Annotated in this window: 21 protein-coding genes and 2 pseudogenes; 19 read left to right on the top strand and 4 right to left on the bottom strand. The window is 44.3% G+C overall.

From position 1 onward, the window contains the following. The first annotated feature begins 58 nt into the window (after positions 1-58). The gene (locus IPJ71_14275) at positions 59-1,294 is read left to right on the top strand and encodes a hypothetical protein (protein MBK7844828.1); all 1,236 of its coding nucleotides are present in this window, start codon (positions 59-61) and stop codon (positions 1,292-1,294) included. Then, entirely contained in the window at positions 1,294-1,923 is a 630-nt protein-coding gene (locus tag IPJ71_14270) for a hypothetical protein (protein MBK7844827.1), read from the top strand. The genes IPJ71_14275 and IPJ71_14270 overlap by 1 nt, the downstream gene beginning before the upstream one ends. Positions 1,924-1,938: 15 nt before the next feature. On the opposite strand, the gene IPJ71_14265 is transcribed toward IPJ71_14270, so the two are convergent. Continuing rightward, the gene (locus tag IPJ71_14265) at positions 1,939-2,757 is read right to left on the bottom strand and encodes a LysR family transcriptional regulator (protein ID MBK7844826.1); all 819 of its coding nucleotides are present in this window, start codon (positions 2,755-2,757) and stop codon (positions 1,939-1,941) included. Positions 2,758-2,858: 101 nt separating this feature from the next. Between IPJ71_14265 and IPJ71_14260 the strand changes: the two genes are divergently transcribed. Both IPJ71_14260 and IPJ71_14255 read left to right on the top strand, forming a co-directional pair. Continuing rightward, positions 2,859-3,245, top strand: coding sequence for a hypothetical protein (locus tag IPJ71_14260; GenBank protein MBK7844825.1), 387 nt, complete (start codon positions 2,859-2,861; stop codon positions 3,243-3,245). A 43-nt stretch (positions 3,246-3,288) separates the two neighbouring features. Then, entirely contained in the window at positions 3,289-3,726 is a 438-nt protein-coding gene (locus IPJ71_14255) for a hypothetical protein (GenBank protein MBK7844824.1), read from the top strand. A 91-nt stretch (positions 3,727-3,817) separates the two neighbouring features. Here the strand turns inward: IPJ71_14255 and IPJ71_14250 are convergent, their stop codons facing one another. After that, positions 3,818-4,405 (bottom strand): SPOR domain-containing protein, encoded by a 588-nt coding sequence (locus IPJ71_14250; GenBank protein MBK7844823.1) that lies wholly within the window; start codon positions 4,403-4,405, stop codon positions 3,818-3,820. A gap of 49 nt (positions 4,406-4,454) precedes the next feature. Next, positions 4,455-4,676, bottom strand: a complete 222-nt coding sequence (locus tag IPJ71_14245; protein MBK7844822.1) for a hypothetical protein — start codon at positions 4,674-4,676, stop codon at positions 4,455-4,457. A gap of 116 nt (positions 4,677-4,792) precedes the next feature. On the opposite strand from IPJ71_14245, the gene IPJ71_14240 reads away from it, so the two are divergent. The 15 genes and pseudogenes from IPJ71_14240 (at position 4,793) to IPJ71_14170 (ending at position 17,165) form a co-directional block, all read left to right on the top strand. Then, complete coding sequence (locus IPJ71_14240; protein ID MBK7844821.1) at positions 4,793-5,428, top strand: inositol monophosphatase; 636 nt, start codon at positions 4,793-4,795, stop codon at positions 5,426-5,428. A gap of 39 nt (positions 5,429-5,467) precedes the next feature. After that, positions 5,468-5,632 carry a hypothetical protein gene (locus tag IPJ71_14235; GenBank protein MBK7844820.1) on the top strand — a complete coding sequence of 55 codons (165 nt, stop codon included), beginning with the start codon at positions 5,468-5,470 and terminating at the stop codon, positions 5,630-5,632. A gap of 250 nt (positions 5,633-5,882) precedes the next feature. Then, entirely contained in the window at positions 5,883-6,413 is a 531-nt protein-coding gene (locus IPJ71_14230) for a flagellar basal body-associated FliL family protein (protein ID MBK7844819.1), read from the top strand. Between the two features lie 15 nt (positions 6,414-6,428). After that, a pseudogene (gene fliM / locus IPJ71_14225) lies at positions 6,429-7,418 on the top strand (flagellar motor switch protein FliM). Positions 7,419-7,432: 14 nt separating this feature from the next. Then, positions 7,433-7,810: a flagellar motor switch protein FliN gene (gene fliN / locus IPJ71_14220; protein MBK7844818.1), complete on the top strand. Its 378-nt coding sequence runs from the start codon at positions 7,433-7,435 to the stop codon at positions 7,808-7,810. Positions 7,811-7,875: 65 nt separating this feature from the next. Further along, positions 7,876-8,115, top strand: coding sequence for a hypothetical protein (locus IPJ71_14215; GenBank protein MBK7844817.1), 240 nt, complete (start codon positions 7,876-7,878; stop codon positions 8,113-8,115). 48 nt (positions 8,116-8,163) lie between these two features. Further along, positions 8,164-8,934 (top strand): FliO/MopB family protein, encoded by a 771-nt coding sequence (locus IPJ71_14210; protein MBK7844816.1) that lies wholly within the window; start codon positions 8,164-8,166, stop codon positions 8,932-8,934. Between the two features lie 77 nt (positions 8,935-9,011). After that, positions 9,012-9,689, top strand: coding sequence for a flagellar type III secretion system pore protein FliP (fliP, locus tag IPJ71_14205; protein MBK7844815.1), 678 nt, complete (start codon positions 9,012-9,014; stop codon positions 9,687-9,689). Positions 9,690-9,700: 11 nt separating this feature from the next. Then, positions 9,701-9,973, top strand: a complete 273-nt coding sequence (gene fliQ / locus IPJ71_14200; GenBank protein MBK7844814.1) for a flagellar biosynthesis protein FliQ — start codon at positions 9,701-9,703, stop codon at positions 9,971-9,973. After that, positions 9,973-10,752, top strand: a complete 780-nt coding sequence (fliR, locus tag IPJ71_14195; GenBank protein MBK7844813.1) for a flagellar biosynthetic protein FliR — start codon at positions 9,973-9,975, stop codon at positions 10,750-10,752. Before fliQ ends, fliR begins: the two co-directional genes overlap by 1 nt. A 24-nt stretch (positions 10,753-10,776) precedes the next feature. Beyond that, complete coding sequence (gene flhB / locus IPJ71_14190) at positions 10,777-11,844, top strand: flagellar biosynthesis protein FlhB (GenBank protein ID MBK7844812.1); 1,068 nt, start codon at positions 10,777-10,779, stop codon at positions 11,842-11,844. After that, positions 11,845-13,942: pseudogene (gene flhA / locus IPJ71_14185) on the top strand (flagellar biosynthesis protein FlhA). Continuing rightward, the gene (locus tag IPJ71_14180; GenBank protein MBK7844811.1) at positions 13,932-15,455 is read left to right on the top strand and encodes a flagellar biosynthesis protein FlhF; all 1,524 of its coding nucleotides are present in this window, start codon (positions 13,932-13,934) and stop codon (positions 15,453-15,455) included. Before flhA ends, IPJ71_14180 begins: the two are co-directional and overlap by 11 nt. A gap of 14 nt (positions 15,456-15,469) precedes the next feature. Further along, a complete protein-coding gene (locus IPJ71_14175) occupies positions 15,470-16,309 on the top strand; it encodes a MinD/ParA family protein (GenBank protein MBK7844810.1) in 840 nt (279 codons plus the stop codon). A gap of 64 nt (positions 16,310-16,373) precedes the next feature. After that, positions 16,374-17,165 (top strand): FliA/WhiG family RNA polymerase sigma factor, encoded by a 792-nt coding sequence (locus IPJ71_14170; GenBank protein MBK7844809.1) that lies wholly within the window; start codon positions 16,374-16,376, stop codon positions 17,163-17,165. A 193-nt stretch (positions 17,166-17,358) separates the two neighbouring features. On the opposite strand, the gene IPJ71_14165 is transcribed toward IPJ71_14170, so the two are convergent. Beyond that, complete coding sequence (locus IPJ71_14165; protein ID MBK7844808.1) at positions 17,359-17,748, bottom strand: hypothetical protein; 390 nt, start codon at positions 17,746-17,748, stop codon at positions 17,359-17,361. Positions 17,749-17,861: the final 113 nt, after the last annotated feature.

Below are 17,861 nucleotides of genomic sequence, written 5' to 3'. Positions count from 1 at the left end.
CCTGTTGCTCGATCGGTTAAAACTTGAGAAGAACCCCTGGCGGAGGAAGTTGACCACAATGTCGCGAACCCATGCATCCCGCAGCCTCCAGCTAGCCATTCTTCCCTTTGCCGTCGTCTTAGGTTCTATTCCGATTTTCATGTTCATGTCCAGTTGTCAAAGAGATCAAATTGAAGGCCCTGTTACCTACCTTTTGCCATGGCCGGACCCGCAGGGAGAGTATCATCTTCAGGATGTAGAAATTAGGACCCTCCGACAGGCGGATTGTTTGGACGGTTCTGCCGCCCAAATTTACGTGAGTGCAGGAATAAAAGATGGCCAGTTTGTGGGAGATATTGCGAGGCCGCGCCTGATACCAAGGGGACACCGTCGATTTATGCCTGCAGATGTTGAAAGTGCCTTGGCAATTGCGACCTATGCCCATTTTGAGCGGCTTCAGCAACTGGATCGTGAATTAGGTATTGAATCCAATCTATCCTGGCCCCGGCGGGTTGGAGTACAGATGAAGATCCAGCTTCCAGATGGTGGGATAGATCATGATAACGCCCGTTATTTTTCAAAATGGGACGTGACTCTTGTTTCTCCCTCAAATTTAGATGGCCTGCCGATTGCTATGAATGGAGGAGTCATCGCTCATGAGCATTTTCATGCTCATTTTCATGCAAGTTTGACGAAAGATCTGAATCCCATTTGGGGCTTAGATCGTTTGTCTGAGAAATCCGAGCCGACCTCGATCATGAAGACAAATATTCAACTTATTCGCTCATGGAATGAGGGCCTCGCTGATTATTGGGGATTTTTATACAGTCACGATTCAAGGTTTATATCTAAGACTATTTCTATGAGTGCGGGTTTGGATTATCGTCGGCTGGATATTGGGCCAGTTGACCTGCCAAACTGGGACAAGTTCAAGGAAAGATTGGAAAAGGGGGCAAAGGAGGATGGAGGTATATCTCACAGCGGTCAAATCTATCGGACTGGATCTCGTTTGGCTCGAATTCTTAAGTTGATCTCGGAAGTGCCGGATGGGGAATCCTCCTTGACGCTGCTAGATTCAAGAAAGCGCTTGGGAAAGGCAATCATCGATGCTCTTGCGCGCATCAAAGGTGATTTGGCGATTCAATTACCAGTGACTCCCGTTCAGCCTGCCGATATTTTGAAGGCTATCTTTTCAGACGATCAGAAAATGAGTTCCGAGGGAGTTTGTCAAATTCTTGGAGATTCTATTGACCCGATTTCTTGGAAGCATTTTTCCAAAATTTGTAAAAATAGCGGAAATGGAGATTCTCTTTGATGCATGCATCATATGCTCGTTTGATTTTGTTTGCGTGGTCCTTAATTCTTCCTTCTTTTTGCCTTGCTGGAATTGGCCAAGATTTGAATGATCCACCAAAGAAAGAACAGGAATTGATGCGCGAAGAGGCCCAACAAGAATCTTCTCACAAACAGATTTGGAGCCTCGGTGCTTCGTCGAATCAATTTTATCAGAAAAAGTTGAATGGTTTGGAGTTTGACCGAAGGCTGGTCCCTTCCCTTGAGATCGGCTACACTTATTCAACAAAATACAGGATTGCGCTCGACTATTTTTACAATTCACTGAGTGAGGGATCTCAGACCTTTGAAGTCAGAGAAAACCGTCATGATTTCAATTTATGGTTCATGCGCACAGGACAGCGTGCGCGTCGCCTTTCTTTGTGGATTGGAGGCGGAATGGGGTGGAGTTACCAATCAGTTTCAAATCGTCTCTATTCAGAAACGCTCACCTCTTCTACCAGTGATCTTTTCCGTCTCGGTCTCAGGGCCGATGCAGTTTTTTGGCTGACATCTAAAATTTTCCTTGATGCAAATGTTCGAGTCCATTTTTGGAATGTTCGCCCCTCAAGCAGTTTTTCTCTCGGAGTTATGCTAGGCTATTTTTTTTGAGTCGATCTCTGTGCCTTAAGGTTGAAATCCGTCCTTAATAATGCGTATGACTGCTTGTAATGTTTTGTTATAAGACCGGTCCTTTCTGTAGACCAAATTGAGTTGTGTTGCTTTCAGTTCCTTTTCCAGCTTCAGATCGCCCATGATCTCGGCTGTACATGAAGGCAATATGCCATAACCGCGGCTCTCTCTTAAAATCGCTGATATCGTGACGTAATCTGAAATAGGAACCAACTTATACCCTGCAAACGCTCGTAAGTACGAATAGATGTCGATCATCTCTGGATTATAATAAACCAGATTCATTGATTTCTTGGATTTCTGACTTTTCCAAACACCGACGGTTTCGCGGCGAAGCAGAGAGATAACAAGCTCAGGATGTCGTTGCGGACTGATGACGAGTCCCAAATCAATCTCGGAATTAATGACTTTCCTCGTTACAGCCAAAGAACGATCAAAAGTCAGATCCATATTTACACCGGGATGATTTTCGACAAGATCTGAAAAGAAGTTTGAAAAGGAACTCTGTGCAATCGACGTATGACAGCCAATTTTTACCGTCCCGATAAAATCATCCCGATTTGAAGCCCGCCAAGCTGTATCCCAATTGCTCTTCAGATCAGACAATAATTTAATCACGCGAAGCCCTTCATGAGTAAGCTGAAGACCGCTCTTGCTGCGCGAAAAAAGTTTGACTTCAAGCCGTCCCTCAACCTTCATGAGCGCCTTCGATAGTCCAGATTGTTTGATTCCAGACAATTCAGCGGCCCGCGAAATATTCAGAGTTTGAGCGAGTATCAGAACATATTCAATTTCGTTAGAAAATGGAGACATATGACCTCATATATTCTAATTCAGAATAGTATCTATTCCAAATAGGGTCTATGGGGATTCAATTTTCTGTAATAACTTTATCTTTGAAAAGAGGAGGCGGAATGAAAAATATACGATCGCAATCCAGACGACAGTTTTTGTCTCAGGCAGGTTTAGTAGGATTTGGTGTGTTGATCTCAGCTTGCGGGGGTGGTCAGAGTCAGAGTTCTCCAATTGAGCAGCCGAAAGACCAACAGGCCGGCGAAACCTGTGATGAATCTCCAAAGACGACCTATATAAATCCCGGTCACCACCACACTGAAATCCGTTTGAGTTTCGAAGAATTAATGAGTGCGAATCCGGGTATCTATATTTTGCTGAGTGGGAGTCACAATCATAGCTTCACTTTGGGATCCGAGGATTTTATTTCAATTCAAAATGGAAATTCCGTCGAAAAGGAGGATATGGAGGGTCATGAACACAGAATAAGGATTGTCTGTTCGGCATAGGTTAAAAAAATGGTGCTTTAAACATAAAGAGAAAGGAAACAAAATGAATCAAATGACAGTTTTGGCGATAGGGGCAGTTTTGCTATTTGCGCAAGGGGTTCAAGCCGAGGTTGGTCCTCTCAATCTGCAGTCAAGTTCTACCAAAGGAAATTTGACTAGTGTCATAACAAATGGAGAAGGAGAAAATCTCTTGGCTGATGCCATTGGAAAAACTCTCTACACCTTTGACATGGACAAGGGGACGGGAACATCAGTCTGCTCAGGTGATTGTGTTGAGGTCTGGCCTCCTCTATTGGTGACGGCCGAAGAAACCAAGCGCTTACAACCACCATTTGGGACAGCCATCCGCTCGAACAAGAAAACGCAACTCACTTACGAGGGCCAACCCGTGTACACTTATGCCTATGATCGCGTGCAAGGTGATGAAATTGGCAACGGAATTGGCGGAGTTTGGCATTACATCGAAGTTGAAATGAATTGAATCCAGAAAAATCGACTCTATCTTTGCTATAGACTTTGATTTTTAGAACGGCAGAGGACCTTTGCCAACTGAGCTCTGCCGTGAATTCCCATTACTCCACGATCTTCTGAATAATTGAAGAGGAAATTGCCGACTGCTTCATCAATTCTTCGCGAAAGGACCCGGCGCTTTTTTGATCGGTAAAGAGTCCAATGCTGACTCGAAACCACGTCTTCGAATTGATCTCGGCGGGCAAATAAAAAGCATTCCAGCCCTTCTGCTTAAGTTCGTTGGCATGAGCTTTCGCTTCATCCTCGTTTGCATAAGAAGCGACTTGAATGGTGTACTTGCCAATCGAAGAAGTAGCTACAGAGGGCAAAATGCTCGTTGGTCTGCGCATCTCCTTTTGGTCTGGGACAGGAGCCTTTCCGTCGGCGACTCGTTGTGCTTCTTTAGCGACAGAAGAACTGGATTTTTCGATTTCAGAATTCTTGGTTTGACTTTTATGTTCGGCAATCTTTTTACCCTTGTCGTTGCTGTGCTCAACTGTCGTCATCGTCGGCGGCGAGGAGGGTTCCGACGAATCCTTGGAATATTTTTTATATCCAGTTGCTCTAGCTTTATCCTCCTTGACGGGACTTTCAAGATCTTCAGCCTTCTCTTTTTCCTTTTCGATGGATTCTGCTCTGTTGGCTGCCAAAACTTCCTTCTCGGTATTTACAAACTCCTCAGTTAAGCTCGTGAGTTCTTCATTGGACAGTTTTCTTTGTTGGGTCCTCCTTGGATTCCTCGCCGTGGGAGGCCTGCCGAAAACTCTTGTAGTCTTCCTCAAGCGAGGCTCGTTTGTAGTCGCTATCGCTCACTTGCTTCCCAACAAAGGTGCCCACCGAAAAAGAAAGAAGTGAAATAAAAAATATCAAAACCAATTTTACAACGGTGTCGGCTTTTGATCCGCCCCTCTGACTCAACATGATTGACCCCTCCTTAACCCGAGTATAGCTTGACTCTTCAATCGTAGCGACATAGACGAAGTGGGTCAATCTTGCAAAACAAAGGCGACCATTTGAATTTGGCTGAGGGGGTGAAAGTGAAGAACAGAAAAATGGATCTTGATTTGAGCATCGCTTTGGAACAAGGGTTTTCGGCGGTGAAGCAGGGCCGAAAGATTTTATTGGATTATTTCGGACACTTAACTCAGGTTACTGAAAAGTATCAGGCAGGTCTAGTAACGGAAGCAGACGTCGCCAGTGAAAAGGCCATCGTGAATTCATTATTAAGCTATTTTCCGCATCATAAAATAGTTGGTGAAGAACAAAGCTCTAATAATATGAACCAAAGTCCAGGTGTCATTGAATCTGAAATTCCAACTTGGATCATTGATCCTTTGGATGGAACAACCAATTACGTTTTTGGTTTTCATGTCTTTTGCATTTCCGTGGGTCTTCAATTTCGTGGAGAAATGTTGGTAGGAATTGTGGATATGCCAAAATTGGATCAAACTTACTACGCAACAAAGGGCGGAGGTGCATTTGTGCGGGAGAAAGGAAAGGATCGAAAGCTGAGAGTTAGTCAAAGGAAGTCTCTGAGCGAATCGCTATTGGCAACGGGATTTTCACCTTACGATGAAGGTGTTTTGACTGATCAGATGCAAATTTTTTCGAAACTAATCAGAGAAACAAGGGGGATTCGTCGAGTTGGTGCGGTGGCTTATGATCTTTGTTAGGTGGTTGAGGGCATTTTCGATGGATTTTGGGAGAAAAATTTGAGTCCATGGGACACAGCTGCCGGACTGTTATTGGTGAGGGAAGCTGGCGGGATTGTGACAAACTATGCGGGTCAGCCCTATTCTGTTCAAATGAATTCAATTTTGGCTTCGAATCCAAACATTCACTCAGCTATGACCTCGACTTTGTCATTGACAAATTAACGTCAGGACTTCTTTCAGTCCTGTCAAATCCATGTCCGTCTTAGATTTTCAAGAAGGGACATTTCTTGGATCAAAATCCAAACTTTGATTCTTTCAAGCGGTATTTTGTCTCGTTTTCAATCGAAATTTGAATCAAGTCTAGTTGGCATCTGACTTGCTCAGCAGATCTGTGGGGCGTCAGATTTTGTCGATCTATTTTCTTGGCAAGATGAAAGACGGTTGAACCTGGCGATATGACAAGGAGGATGAAGTGGCAGAAGCTAACGCAGCACCTCAAGCAGAAAGGGTCTCTCCTGCTTCGTCAGGAAAAAGTCCAACCCTGTTCATTATTTTAGCTGTGATCAATATGTTGGTTGTGGCTGGTGTGGGAGCAATGATTTACCTAGGAAAGAAAAAGGAAGCTGCTCACCCAGGAATTGATGATGTGATTCGCGGAGAGAGTGTCGCCCAAAAGAAAGAACTCGAGGAAGCAGACTTTATTGGAAAATTGATTCCGTTGGAGACATTTTTGGTTAACGTAGCCGGTAGCCGTGGTCGAAAGCTTCTGAAAATCAATATGGAGCTGGAAGTGGATGGAAATGAAGTGCAGGGTGAATTGGAGAAATTGAAACCAAAGATTCGCGACATCATTATCATCACTCTTTCGAGCAAAACTTATGCGGAGGTCAGTACTCGCGAGGGTAAAGAGGGAATGCGAGATGAGATCAAGGATCAGGTAAATCTATTCCTGACCAAAGGGAAGATCAAGCGAGTCTATTTTACAGAGTTCATTTTTAATTAAAGAGGTGGAGTCAGGATGAGCCAGGTTCTATCGCAAAGCGAAGTAGATGCTCTCCTTGCCGCGGTTTCAGATGGTGAGCTATCTGAGGCCGGGGAGGGGCAGCAGAAAACAGGTGGACCTGATGATAAGGTGGTGGTGGTCTATGATCTCACCAGTCAGGACAGAATCATTCGCGGCCGCCTACCTCAATTGGATGTTATTTATGAAAATTCATGCGTTCATTTCGAGTTTCTCTTTCTTCGGCCCTCAGAAAAATAGCTTCGCTGAATCATGCGAGTACGGATTTTTGAAGTTCGGTGAATTCATCAATACTCTTCCAATGCCTACCTGCATGAGTGTGCTTCGCTTCAATAACCTGCGCGGGTCTGCTCTTTTGTCATTGAGAGTAAACTTGCCTATGCTCTTGTAGACAATTTTTTTGGAGGGGCAGATAGACCCTACACAAAAATTGAAGGAAAGGACTTTACCCCAATTGAGCTCTCGATAATTCGCAAGGTTGTCGATTTGGCGATAGAGGATCTTGAAATTGCCTGGTCGTCTGTCGAAAAAATAGATTGCTCCTTTGTTCGTACAGAAATAAATCCACAGTTTGTTGGAATTGTCCCGCCTACTGACATCGTCATAGCCTCTACATTTGACGTTGAGTTGGAAAATGCAAACGGAACAATTACCTTGGTTATTCCATATTCGACCATTGAACCAATTAAGCAAAAGCTTTCAACTGGATTTCAGGTTGAATCCGATCAGACTGATAAAAATATCTGGGCCAAAACATTTACCGAACAGATGATGGGAACAAAAATTGAGATCAAGGTCAATCTGGGCGAATCGTCAATCACTCTCAACGACCTTATGGGTCTCAAAACTGGTGACGTCTTATTGCTGAATCAAGATGCGACTGGAGAGCTAGATGTTCAAGTGGAAAACGTGAAGAAATTTAAGGCATTCTATGGAATACACCACGGAACATTAGCTGTGCAGGTAACTAGAGAGATAAAAAAATAAAAAGAGGGGAAGCCATGTCCGACGACAAGTCCAATGTTGCTAAGAATATTGAAAGCGAAATCGAAAAGACTTCTGATGCCTCCAAGGATGATGCAAAAAAAAATGACCCGAAAAGTGAAGGGCGAGATGCAAATCTCAATTTGATTCTTGATATTCCATTGAGGGTTACTGTGGAGTTGGGAAGAACAAAGATGATTGTGAGCGAACTTCTCAATTTGGGACAAGGATCAGTTATTGAGCTGAGTAAACTCGCAGGAGAACCCATGGAGGTTCTGGTCAATGACAAGTTGGTTGCCCGTGGAGAGGCTGTGGTGGTGAACGAAAAATTCGGGGTTCGTTTGACTGACATTATTTCGCCAACAGAGCGTGTAGAGCAACTGGGTAGCAATTAGGATTTTCTTGATGAATTTGTGGCGTTTTTTGCTTTGGCAAAGGGCATTTCGATAGAGGGGGAGATGTGTTGGTTCGTTGGGCGCTGATTATCTTTATGATTGGAATCTGTTTTGAGGCTTCTTTTGCCGGAGAGGTCCGACAGATAAGGAAAGAGGACTTTCGGATTGGAGCGTCCAAGCCCGTTGATTCGGGAATTCATGTTCAACGGCCAGTGCTTTCTGTAGGTCCAAATGACCTTGACCAGGGAGAGAATAAGGCGTTGAGCTTGGAGAACTCAGGCGAATCAGATGAGTCAGACGAATAAAACGGATCAGACGGATCAGACGGATCAAACGGATCTAAGGTGAAGGAAATGGCCGCTGCCACTGACAAAGCGGGATCTGAGCTCGATCTGCAGTCTCAAAGAATCCTGGCAACTGACCTGGGCTTTCCGAAGGAGCTGCCGCCCAAACGAGTGGATTTGACCGAGAGGGACTCTGCTGCGCAGAAGTCGGGAACTCAGCCGGATAATGTGGGTGTGGTGAAGGCTCAGGCGAGAGGATTGGTGCGAAGTCCTACTTCGAATTCGGGAAAGGAGAATCGGGAAGGCGAGAGTTCGCTGATCCAGGACGAAGAAAACATTCCGGTACTCACGGCCTCTACCGCCAATCAGGAGCATAAAACTGGGGGAACCACTTCGCGCTTGTTGATGAGTCTAGGATTGATTTTAACTTTGGCAATCGCAATTGGCTATGGAGCGAAGTATTGGACAAGGAAGCGTTTGGGACATCAGGATCAAACAAAAATTCGGATTTTATCCCAATATCACCTGGGTCCCAAAAAGAGCTTGGTCATTGTGCAAGTTGCCGGCGAAAGCCTGCTGTTGGGAATGACTGACCAAAGCATCAATCTCATTAAGCCATTGGCTCTCATCGATGACGAAATACCGGCAACCTCACCAAGTCATTTTTTGGGAGAGTTGGAAGAGTTTTCTAACCTTCCGTCTGTCGGAGAAGTTCGCGATCGAGTTCAAATTCAGTCCTCTCATAATAGAACTCAAGAGAAGTCGACGACAGAAGAAGTTAATCTGAAGAGCATCCAGACATTGATAACGAGTCGGCTACGAGAAATGAGGACACTGTGATCAAGGGAAGAGACTGGCTCATATTGCCATTGCTACTTGTTTCTACAGCTGGGATCGCCCAATCAGCCATCGCTCAAATGACTCTTCCCAGTGTGAGCTTGGGATTTAAGAATACAAGCGATCCAAACGAGGTAGTGAATGCAATTAGAGTGATCATAATTCTGACCGTTCTCACTTTGGCTCCTGCCATTTTGATAATGATGACCAGTTTCACTCGCATTGTAATTGTATTGTCATTTGTTCGCCAAGCAATTGGAACTCAACAGCTACCACCGAATCAGCTCTTGGTTGGGTTGGGACTGTTTCTGACTCTGTTTGTGATGGCCCCGTTTTTGACAAAGATAAATGAGAACGCGGTTCAGCCCTACCTGAAGGGCGCTATCAGTCAAGAGAAGGCTCTTGATGAGGGACTTGTTCCGTTGCGGAAATTTATGTTCAATCAGACTCGAGATTCGGATCTTTCACTGTTTATCAAGATGTCGAAGTCGAAATCTCCTAAAACGCGCGCGGATGTATCAACGATAGTTTTAATTCCAGCATTTATTGTATCCGAGCTTAAGACAGCCTTTCAGATTGGATTTATCATTTATCTTCCCTTTTTGGTGATTGATATGGTAGCTGCCAGTGTCCTCATGGCGATGGGTATGATGATGTTACCTCCGGTGATTATCTCTCTTCCATTTAAAATCATGCTTTTTGTTTTGGTTGATGGGTGGTCCCTGTTGATAGGAGGGTTGGTTGAAAGTTTTGGTTAGGAATAGATAACATGACTGAAGAACTGATTATCAAGTTGGGTCAGGATACGATAAGGACAACAGCAATGTTGGCAGGTCCAATGTTAGGGGGCGCCCTCATAATAGGACTTATTGTAAGTGTGCTCCAGGCCGTGACGCAAATAAATGAGGCCACTTTGACGTTCATTCCGAAAATGGTGGTCGTAGCCCTTGTTATTGTTATTGCGGGGCCTTGGATGCTCGACGTAATGACTGAGTTTGCGATCGGAATTTTTCAAAATATTTCTCATTTTGTGAGGGAATAGTGTCGAGTATTTATCAATTTAACGAAATGGAAATTTTAGCCTTCTTTCTGGTGATAATGAGGGTGTCAGCATACATTATAAGTTCTCCTGTTATTGGTTCTGAAACAGTCTCAGCTCCAATGAAGATTCTATTTAGCCTCAGTATCAGTCTTGTTCTGTTTCCCACGTTGGACTGGTCAAAAATCATTGTGGACCTGGGGTCTTACCAGATTGTGTGGATGGCATTGAAGGAATTGTTTGTCGGACTGTGTATTGGATTTCTGAGTCGAGCATTTGTTTTTATTCTATCTATTGCCGGTGAAGTGGTCAGTGTGAGCATGGGTTTGTCGAGTACTCAGCTATTCAACCCAACAGTAAGCGACAGAGTGAGTTCGTTAGATCAGCTCTTTTTGTCATTGGGATTTCTATTTTTTCTGAGTTTTAATGGTCATCATTTATTTATTGGGGCACTTCGAGACAGCTATGATTTAGTCCCAATGTCTCAGGAATCTCTCTCATTTGTCTATTTCAAGGAAGTTGGGCAGATCCTCCACGAGATTACCATTATTGGAATTAAGCTTGCGTCACCTGTTATGATTTCTGTTCTATTTTTGAATGTCGCTATGGCGGTTGTCGGCCGTGCAGTCCCTCAAATTAATGTCTTAGTTTCGAGTCTGCCGATAAACATTTTGGCGGGGTTTCTGATTTTGTTTGTCTCATTGCCAATGGTGATGTGGCAAATGCCCGAATTACTGAGAGGCACAGCGGAGAGGCTTTTCCAAATGGTTAAAGCATTTTGATCTACATTAGTTCTAGGATGGAACATGGCTGATACAGAGCAGGATGAAAGGTCGGAAGAAGCGACGCACCAGCGACGCGAGGACTTTCGAAAACGTGGCCAGGTGGCTCAGACGCGTGAGTTGGGTTCTGTACTGATGCTCCTTTGTTCTATTTTAGCTATGTGGCTGTTAGGAAAATTCTTTTTTGTTCAAGTTCATGAGGTTTTTGTTCAAACCTTGGGATCCCACCTTGCGAGTTTCGTTCGTCAGGGAAACTGGATGGCGGCAGCCAAATTTGCTGGATTAAAAGGGCTGATGATTGTTGCTCCTGTTTTTGGAATCTTATGGATTGCTGGTGTGGCCTCCTCAGCTCTTCAGATTGGACTTCTTCATAATGAGGAGGCTCTTAAGTTCAATTTCGAACGACTCAATCCAGTCGAGGGATTCAAGAGAGTTTGCAGTCTGAATTCTGTCTTTGAGGGGATGAAAGCACTTCTAAAGGTCATCGTCGTTGGGGCTTTGGCAACAATGATATTGAAATCCGAGGTCGCGATTGTTCCGAAATTGGTGAATTTCTCTGTAGAGCAGCTTTTTCTTTATGTAGGAGAGGGGTTTCTAAAGCTCTTTGGAGGAATTGGGATATTTATGGGCATAGTTTCTGGTATTGATTATTTTTTTCAAAGGTGGGAATTGGAACGAAAAATGCGAATGACCAAGCAGGAGGTGAAGGAGGAAGTAAAATCTCGTGAAGGTGATCCTCTTATCAAAGCTCGGATTCGGCGCATACAAAAGGAAATGGCTCAGCGTCGAATGATGGAGGAGATTCCAAAGGCCGATGTGATCATTACAAATCCGACACATATTGCCGTGGCACTGAAGTACGATGAAAATACTGTAGCTCCAAAAGTCGTGGCGAAGGGTGCCGATCATTTGGCTCAAAAGATCAAAGAAATAGCTCGTCTGCACAAGGTCCCCATTGTTGAAAACAAGCCTCTGGCGAGGACGATCTATAAAACTTTAAAGATAGGTCAGGTCATTCCAAGAGAGCTCTACACGGCCGTGGCAGAAGTCCTGTCATACGTCTTCAAGCTGAAGAAGAGGGTAATGCAATAAATGGATAATATTTTTCAGTTCCTAAAACGTTTTGAAGCTGTCACTAAAAATATGGACCTATTGGTCGCGTTTGGGTTGATTGGAATTTTGACTGTCATGATCATTCCTCTGCCCGCATGGATGATCGATATTTCATTGACGCTCTCTTTGACCCTGGCCCTTCTCATATTGCTAGTTGCGATTTATACAGACAAATCATTAGATTTTAGCGTCTTTCCTAGTCTTCTCTTGTTGAGCACTCTCTTTCGTCTGTCTTTAAATGTTGCGTCGACGCGAATGATTTTGACTGAAGGTCATAACGGTCCAACCTCAGTCGGTCAGGTGATTGCTTCTTTTGGAAGTTTCGTCGTTGGGAGTAATTACGTCATAGGACTCATTGTCTTTATCATTTTGGTGGTTATCAACTTTATTGTGATAACGAAGGGATCTGGTCGTATCGCAGAGGTTGCTGCACGTTTCACCTTGGATGCCATGCCCGGTAAGCAAATGTCTATTGATGCGGACATGAATGCAGGACTAATCACTGAAGCGGAGGCCAGAAAAAGGCGTCGTGAAATCGAAAAGGAAGCCGATTTTTATGGAGCCATGGATGGTGCAAGCAAATTTGTTCGAGGCGATGCGATAGCAGGGATAATTATTACGGTCATAAATATTGTCGGAGGACTATTGATTGGAGTTCTTCAGAAGGGTCTTAGTTTAAAGCTTGCCGCTGAATACTATACAATGTTGACGATTGGTGATGGCCTTGTGACTCAAATTCCTGCCCTGATCATTTCAACAGCTGCTGGTGCGGTTGTCACTCGTAGCTCCACAGAAAGTAACATTGGCGCTGAAATTGCCAATCAGCTTTTTACAAAACCACGCGCGGTTGGCATTGTGGGTGGGATACTTGTCTTGTTGGGAATGGTGCCAGGATTACCTGGGTTGCCTTTCTTTTTGATAGGCGGCTTGATGGGTGGTATTGCTTGGCTTATCAATCAATTTTCAGAAGAAAAGAAAAGCTTGGCGAGAGCGGAAGAACAAGAAAAGGCTGCTAAACCACAGAAAGAAAATGTAGAGAACCTTTTGGCTCTGGATTTGATTGAACTGGAAGTGGGATATGGACTCATCAATGTGGTGGAGTCGGGAGAAACTGGAGATCTGCTTGAACGAATTGTGAGTTTAAGAAAGCAGTTTGCTCTTGATATGGGGATTGTGATTCCCAGTATTCATATTCGCGACAATTTGCAGCTTGAACCTGGTGAATATCGGGTCCTTATCAAGGGCAACAAGGTTGGTGGAGGGCTCCTGCGATCTGACTGCCATTTAGCTATGGACCCTGGGAGCGTTGTTGATCGAATGGATGGCATACCCACTCGTGAACCGGCCTTCGGATTGGATGCTCTTTGGATTTCGAAAAGTCAAAAGGAACAAGCAGAGGTGGCGGGCTATACAGTTGTCGATCTGCCGACAGTTATGGCGACCCACCTCACAGAGATTGTTCGTACTCATGCTCACGAGCTATTTGGGAGACAAGAAGCTGACGGACTACTTGAGAATTTTAAAAAGAGCTATCCTAAAATTGTCGATGATCTGGTTCCGAGTTTGTTGCCATTGGGGACAGTGGTAAGGGTCTTTCAGAATTTATTGCGAGAACAGGTGTCCATTCGTGACTTGCGAACCATCCTAGAAACCCTGGGAGATGAAGGCGGAAAATACAAGGATCCTGAGATCCTTACTGAGTCCGTTCGAAAGGCTCTGAATCGTTCGATTACGGCAAAATACAAGTCTGATGGGGGGGGCTATGCCAGTGATGACTCTCGATTCTCAAGTGGAGGAGCTTATCGCAAATTCTCTCTTGCAAACGGAGCAGGGTGTGCAGTTGGTAATGGACCCAGCAGCTGCACAACGTCTTATAACAGGCGTTTCACGCACGATCGAGAGTCACCCGGAAATTGCGGGGCAACCGATTCTCCTAACGAGCCCAAGTATTCGTCGTCATCTGTTTAAATTGGTATCTAGATTCATACCTCAATTGATCGTGTTGTCCCACAGTGAACTTTCACCTGATGCGAGAGTCTCTTCGGTGGGCTTAGTGGAGATGTCACATGCAAGTTAAGAAATTTGAAGCAAAATCCATGAAAGAAGCTTTGGACATGGTAAAATTACACCTCGGACCAGAGGCCATCATCCTTTCGGCCCGAGACAATGGTCATGGATTTGGGCTGGGAGGAAAAGCGAGTATCGAGGTCACAGCGGCTATTTCGGAAGAGACTCTGAGAAAAAAGATATTGGCTGAAAAAAAAATGAATGCTGAGTCAAAGACTAAATATCAACAGAGTTCTGCGAAATTACAAAAGCAATTTATAGAAAAGGCATCAATCCCACCAGTGGAACGAATCATTCGTCCGGTGACAACGACGCCTTACATTGACATTGACGAAGAAGTCGAGGCAAGTTCTGGTTTGACTCCTAGCTCAGGCTTGAGATCTCAGTCAAGATCTAATCAGGTGAATTCTGGGACTTCCACCGTCCCTTCCAATTCGGTTGATAGAGGCACAGGAACTGATGAGATCAGCAGGGCGAACTCGCGGCTTGCAGAGGAGCGTATTCGATCCGCAGTACAAAGCGCTGTTTCAGGTATGACAAAGATGAATCTCAGTGCCGTTGATCATCCACCAAGTCGTAAAATGACTCAGCATAGTTTGGCAGATGGAGACGAATCCCAAGATGTGAAGATTTTGAGAAGTGAAGTCAAATATCTCAAGGAAATTTTAGAGAAATTTCACAAGTTACCCCAGTCATTTGTGAGTATGCACCCGGGAGCCGAGGAGGGAATTCCATACGAAATGAGTTCCACATACGAGAAGTTAACTCGCGCTGGGATCTCGGCAAGCAACGTTGTACATCTCCTCAAAGAGTGCATGAACCACATGGATCCGGCAAATATAAAAAAGCGGGCTTTTGTAGATGCTTGGGTGGCTAAATACTTATTGGATGAGATTTTGGTTAGTGAAAGGAGGCCGCAGGACCGATTCCATGTATTTTTAGGGCCGGCTGGAGGAGGTAAAACCAGTTCATTGGTAAAACTTGCCAGTCATCTTGTGATAAACGAAAAGAAGAAGGTGAGCATTTTATCTGCTGATTTCGCTAAGGTTGGAGCTGCTGAACAGCTTCGAATATACTCCCAAATTCTAAACGTCCCATTTGCCGTGGTAAGGCGCAAAGAGGACTGGGGGGTTATTCAAAGAAAATTGGATATGTCGGATTACTTCTTGGTCGATTTTCCGGGCATGAATCTAAAATCGATGGGTGAGGTTGATTTTGTGCGCAATCTGCTCCCTCCCTTTCAAACTGGTCGAATTCTACACTATGTTCAATCAATTTTGGCAAATGACGCTAACGTCTTTGATCTTGCCGAACGCTATATTCCATTGGGTATTCAGGATGTGATTTTTACTTGTTTGGATGAGTCTTCGCAGCATGGACTGATTTATAATTTTCAGAAAAAATTTCGACTTCCGCTCTTTTCGTTCGGTATAGGTCCAAAGATTCCAGAGGATTGGGAAAATGCGACCAAAGAGAGAGTCGTCGATTTGATTTTTAAATTAACAAAAATTCGAAAGATTTGAGGGGAGATAATGAGATGAGTTCTTCAGCAAATGGGATCAATATTGGAAAGGGCCGGACGAGGACGATTAGCATCACCTCCGGAAAGGGGGGTGTTGGGAAATCGACTTTGGTTGCAAATCTAGCGCTTTCTCTGAGTCGATCGGGGCAGCGAATCTTGGTGTTGGACGGCGATTTGGGAATGGCAAACCTAGATATTCTATTTGGAGTAAGCGCACGGAATCAGCTCGACCGAGTGTTATTTGAGGACATACCCATCAATGAGGCATTGGTATCAGTGGGCCCCAATATAGATCTCATTCCAGGAGGAAGCGGCATTTACGAATTGCAGAGATTGCCGGCATCTATGAAGCAATATTTGATGGACAAGATCAATCAACTTCATACTTCCTATGATTTTATGTTCATTGATACTGCTCCGGGAATTGATGACAACGTTCTCTATCTCAACTCCGCGGCAGGAGAGATTGTTGTGGTTGTTACTCCTGATCCAGCCTCTGTAACGGATGCCTACGCTCTCATTAAGGTTCTGCATTCACGATGTCGAGAAAATCGCTTCTCTATTCTCTGCAACATGGTGAGAGATGAAAAAGAGGGTCTTCAGGTCTTTCGTAGGTTGAGTGAGGTGGCGGATCGCTTTTTGTGTGTCAGTCTAGATTATCGCGGATTCGTTCCTGCCGATCCAAACATGGCAAAGGCAACAAAGTTGCAACAGTTGGTGTTGGATGCTGAGCCAAGGAGTCCGTCCAGTCAAGCGATTCGGGGTATTGGTGAAAAATTTAATGGTTTTGAACACCTAAGCGAGGCCAAAGGCGGTATACAGTTTTTCTGGAGGCAGCTGGTAGGTGTGGCATGAAAAGATTTGGACTTTTTGCCCGCTTCTCATTTTGATAAGCTGGAATCGGTGAGGGTGAGAATACATGTCAAATAATAATGCGAGTTCCTTGTTACAAAAATACAAAGAGGAGCCAAACAAGCTAACTCCACAGCAGAAAGATAAGCTGATAATGGAGTATGCCCCTTTGATCAAATTCATCGCTCAAAAAATTGCCATTCGTTTGCCCTCTAATATTGAGTTGGATGATTTGATTTCGAGCGGAGTGATTGGATTAATGGACGCGATAGAGAAGTATGATCCAACCCGTGACAACAAATTTAAAACCTATGCAGAATTTCGCATTCGTGGGTCAATTCTTGACGAATTGAGAGCGCAGGATTGGGTTCCTCGCTCAGTGCGTGATAAGGCAAAAATGCTTGATCGAACTCTCATCGCGATGGAAGCAGAACTTGGTCGCTCGGCCAGTGATGAAGAAGTGGCCTCAAATCTCGGAATCACGATGGATGAATTCTACGACTTAGTTAACCAAGTAAGACCAGTGTCCATTTTATCTATCGACGACGCAGCGACCTTTAGCAATGTCGATAAAAAATCGATTCTTAATCTTCTTGAAGGCTGCAAACTCAATAATCCTTACACTCAATTGAATTTAAAAGCCGTAAAAGAGGTGGTGACGAAGGCCATTGAGGACTTGCCAGAACGGCAGAGGCTGGTGCTTTCTTTGTATTATTACGAAGACCTGAATCTGAAGGAAATAGGGCAAATTTTGCGGGTTACAGAGAGCCGCGTTTCCCAGCTTCATGCACAAGCTATCTCGCGATTGAGAGCCAAGCTTTCTCAATTCTTTGAGGACCAAGAGCTGGAAGCTAGCTAGGCCGAGCCAGATTAATTATTAATCTGGCCACCAGTCAGGTGGCCAGGATCAATTTACGTATCTATTAAGCGATTGTCTCGTCGAAAAACTCTGGATGACAGAGGTCTCCCTAGTCTAGAAAACTCTGTTGAACGAGTGAATCGAATCCATCCAGAAGGCGTTTTAATCTCAAAGCGGACCATCCGTCATCGCCTTATAATCTAAATTCATGACAGCCGCTTGTTCGATAAAATGGGAAAGACGTGCCATCTGCACTTGAGATAGTGTATTGTACCGAGGGTGCATCAGTACACATGGGTTCTTCAGGGTTTGTATCAACAAGTTCCTTCTGTGAGATGGAGCTAACTATTTCTTTAAGTCCTCCAAGGACTTGATATTCAATAGTAGCTACAGTGAGGTTTTCAATTTTTCCTGATCTGGGATACCTAAAGGTTGCCGTCACTTTTCCATCACTTGCAATTGCGATGACAGAGTTTACTGGATAGGGCGTAAACCCAGCGCTAAACTCTCTTTCGATGAGAGTCTGAGCGGCTAAGGCTGGAAAAGAAAAAATAAAAAACACATAAAGGATAGACTTACTCATATAAAATCTCCTCCATTCGGTTACTTGATAAAAAAATTAACGAAATCAATATTGTATATTTTCTTGGATAATGACTAGAACAAAGTCAAGATGGCCAAATGAGTCAGAGGATT

The sequence above is a fragment of the Bdellovibrionales bacterium genome (assembly GCA_016714165.1).
GTDB lineage: Bacteria > Bdellovibrionota > Bdellovibrionia > Bdellovibrionales > UBA1609 > JADJVA01.
Note: the sequence above shows the minus strand (reverse complement) of the source record. Positions and strands in the feature narration are given on the sequence as shown.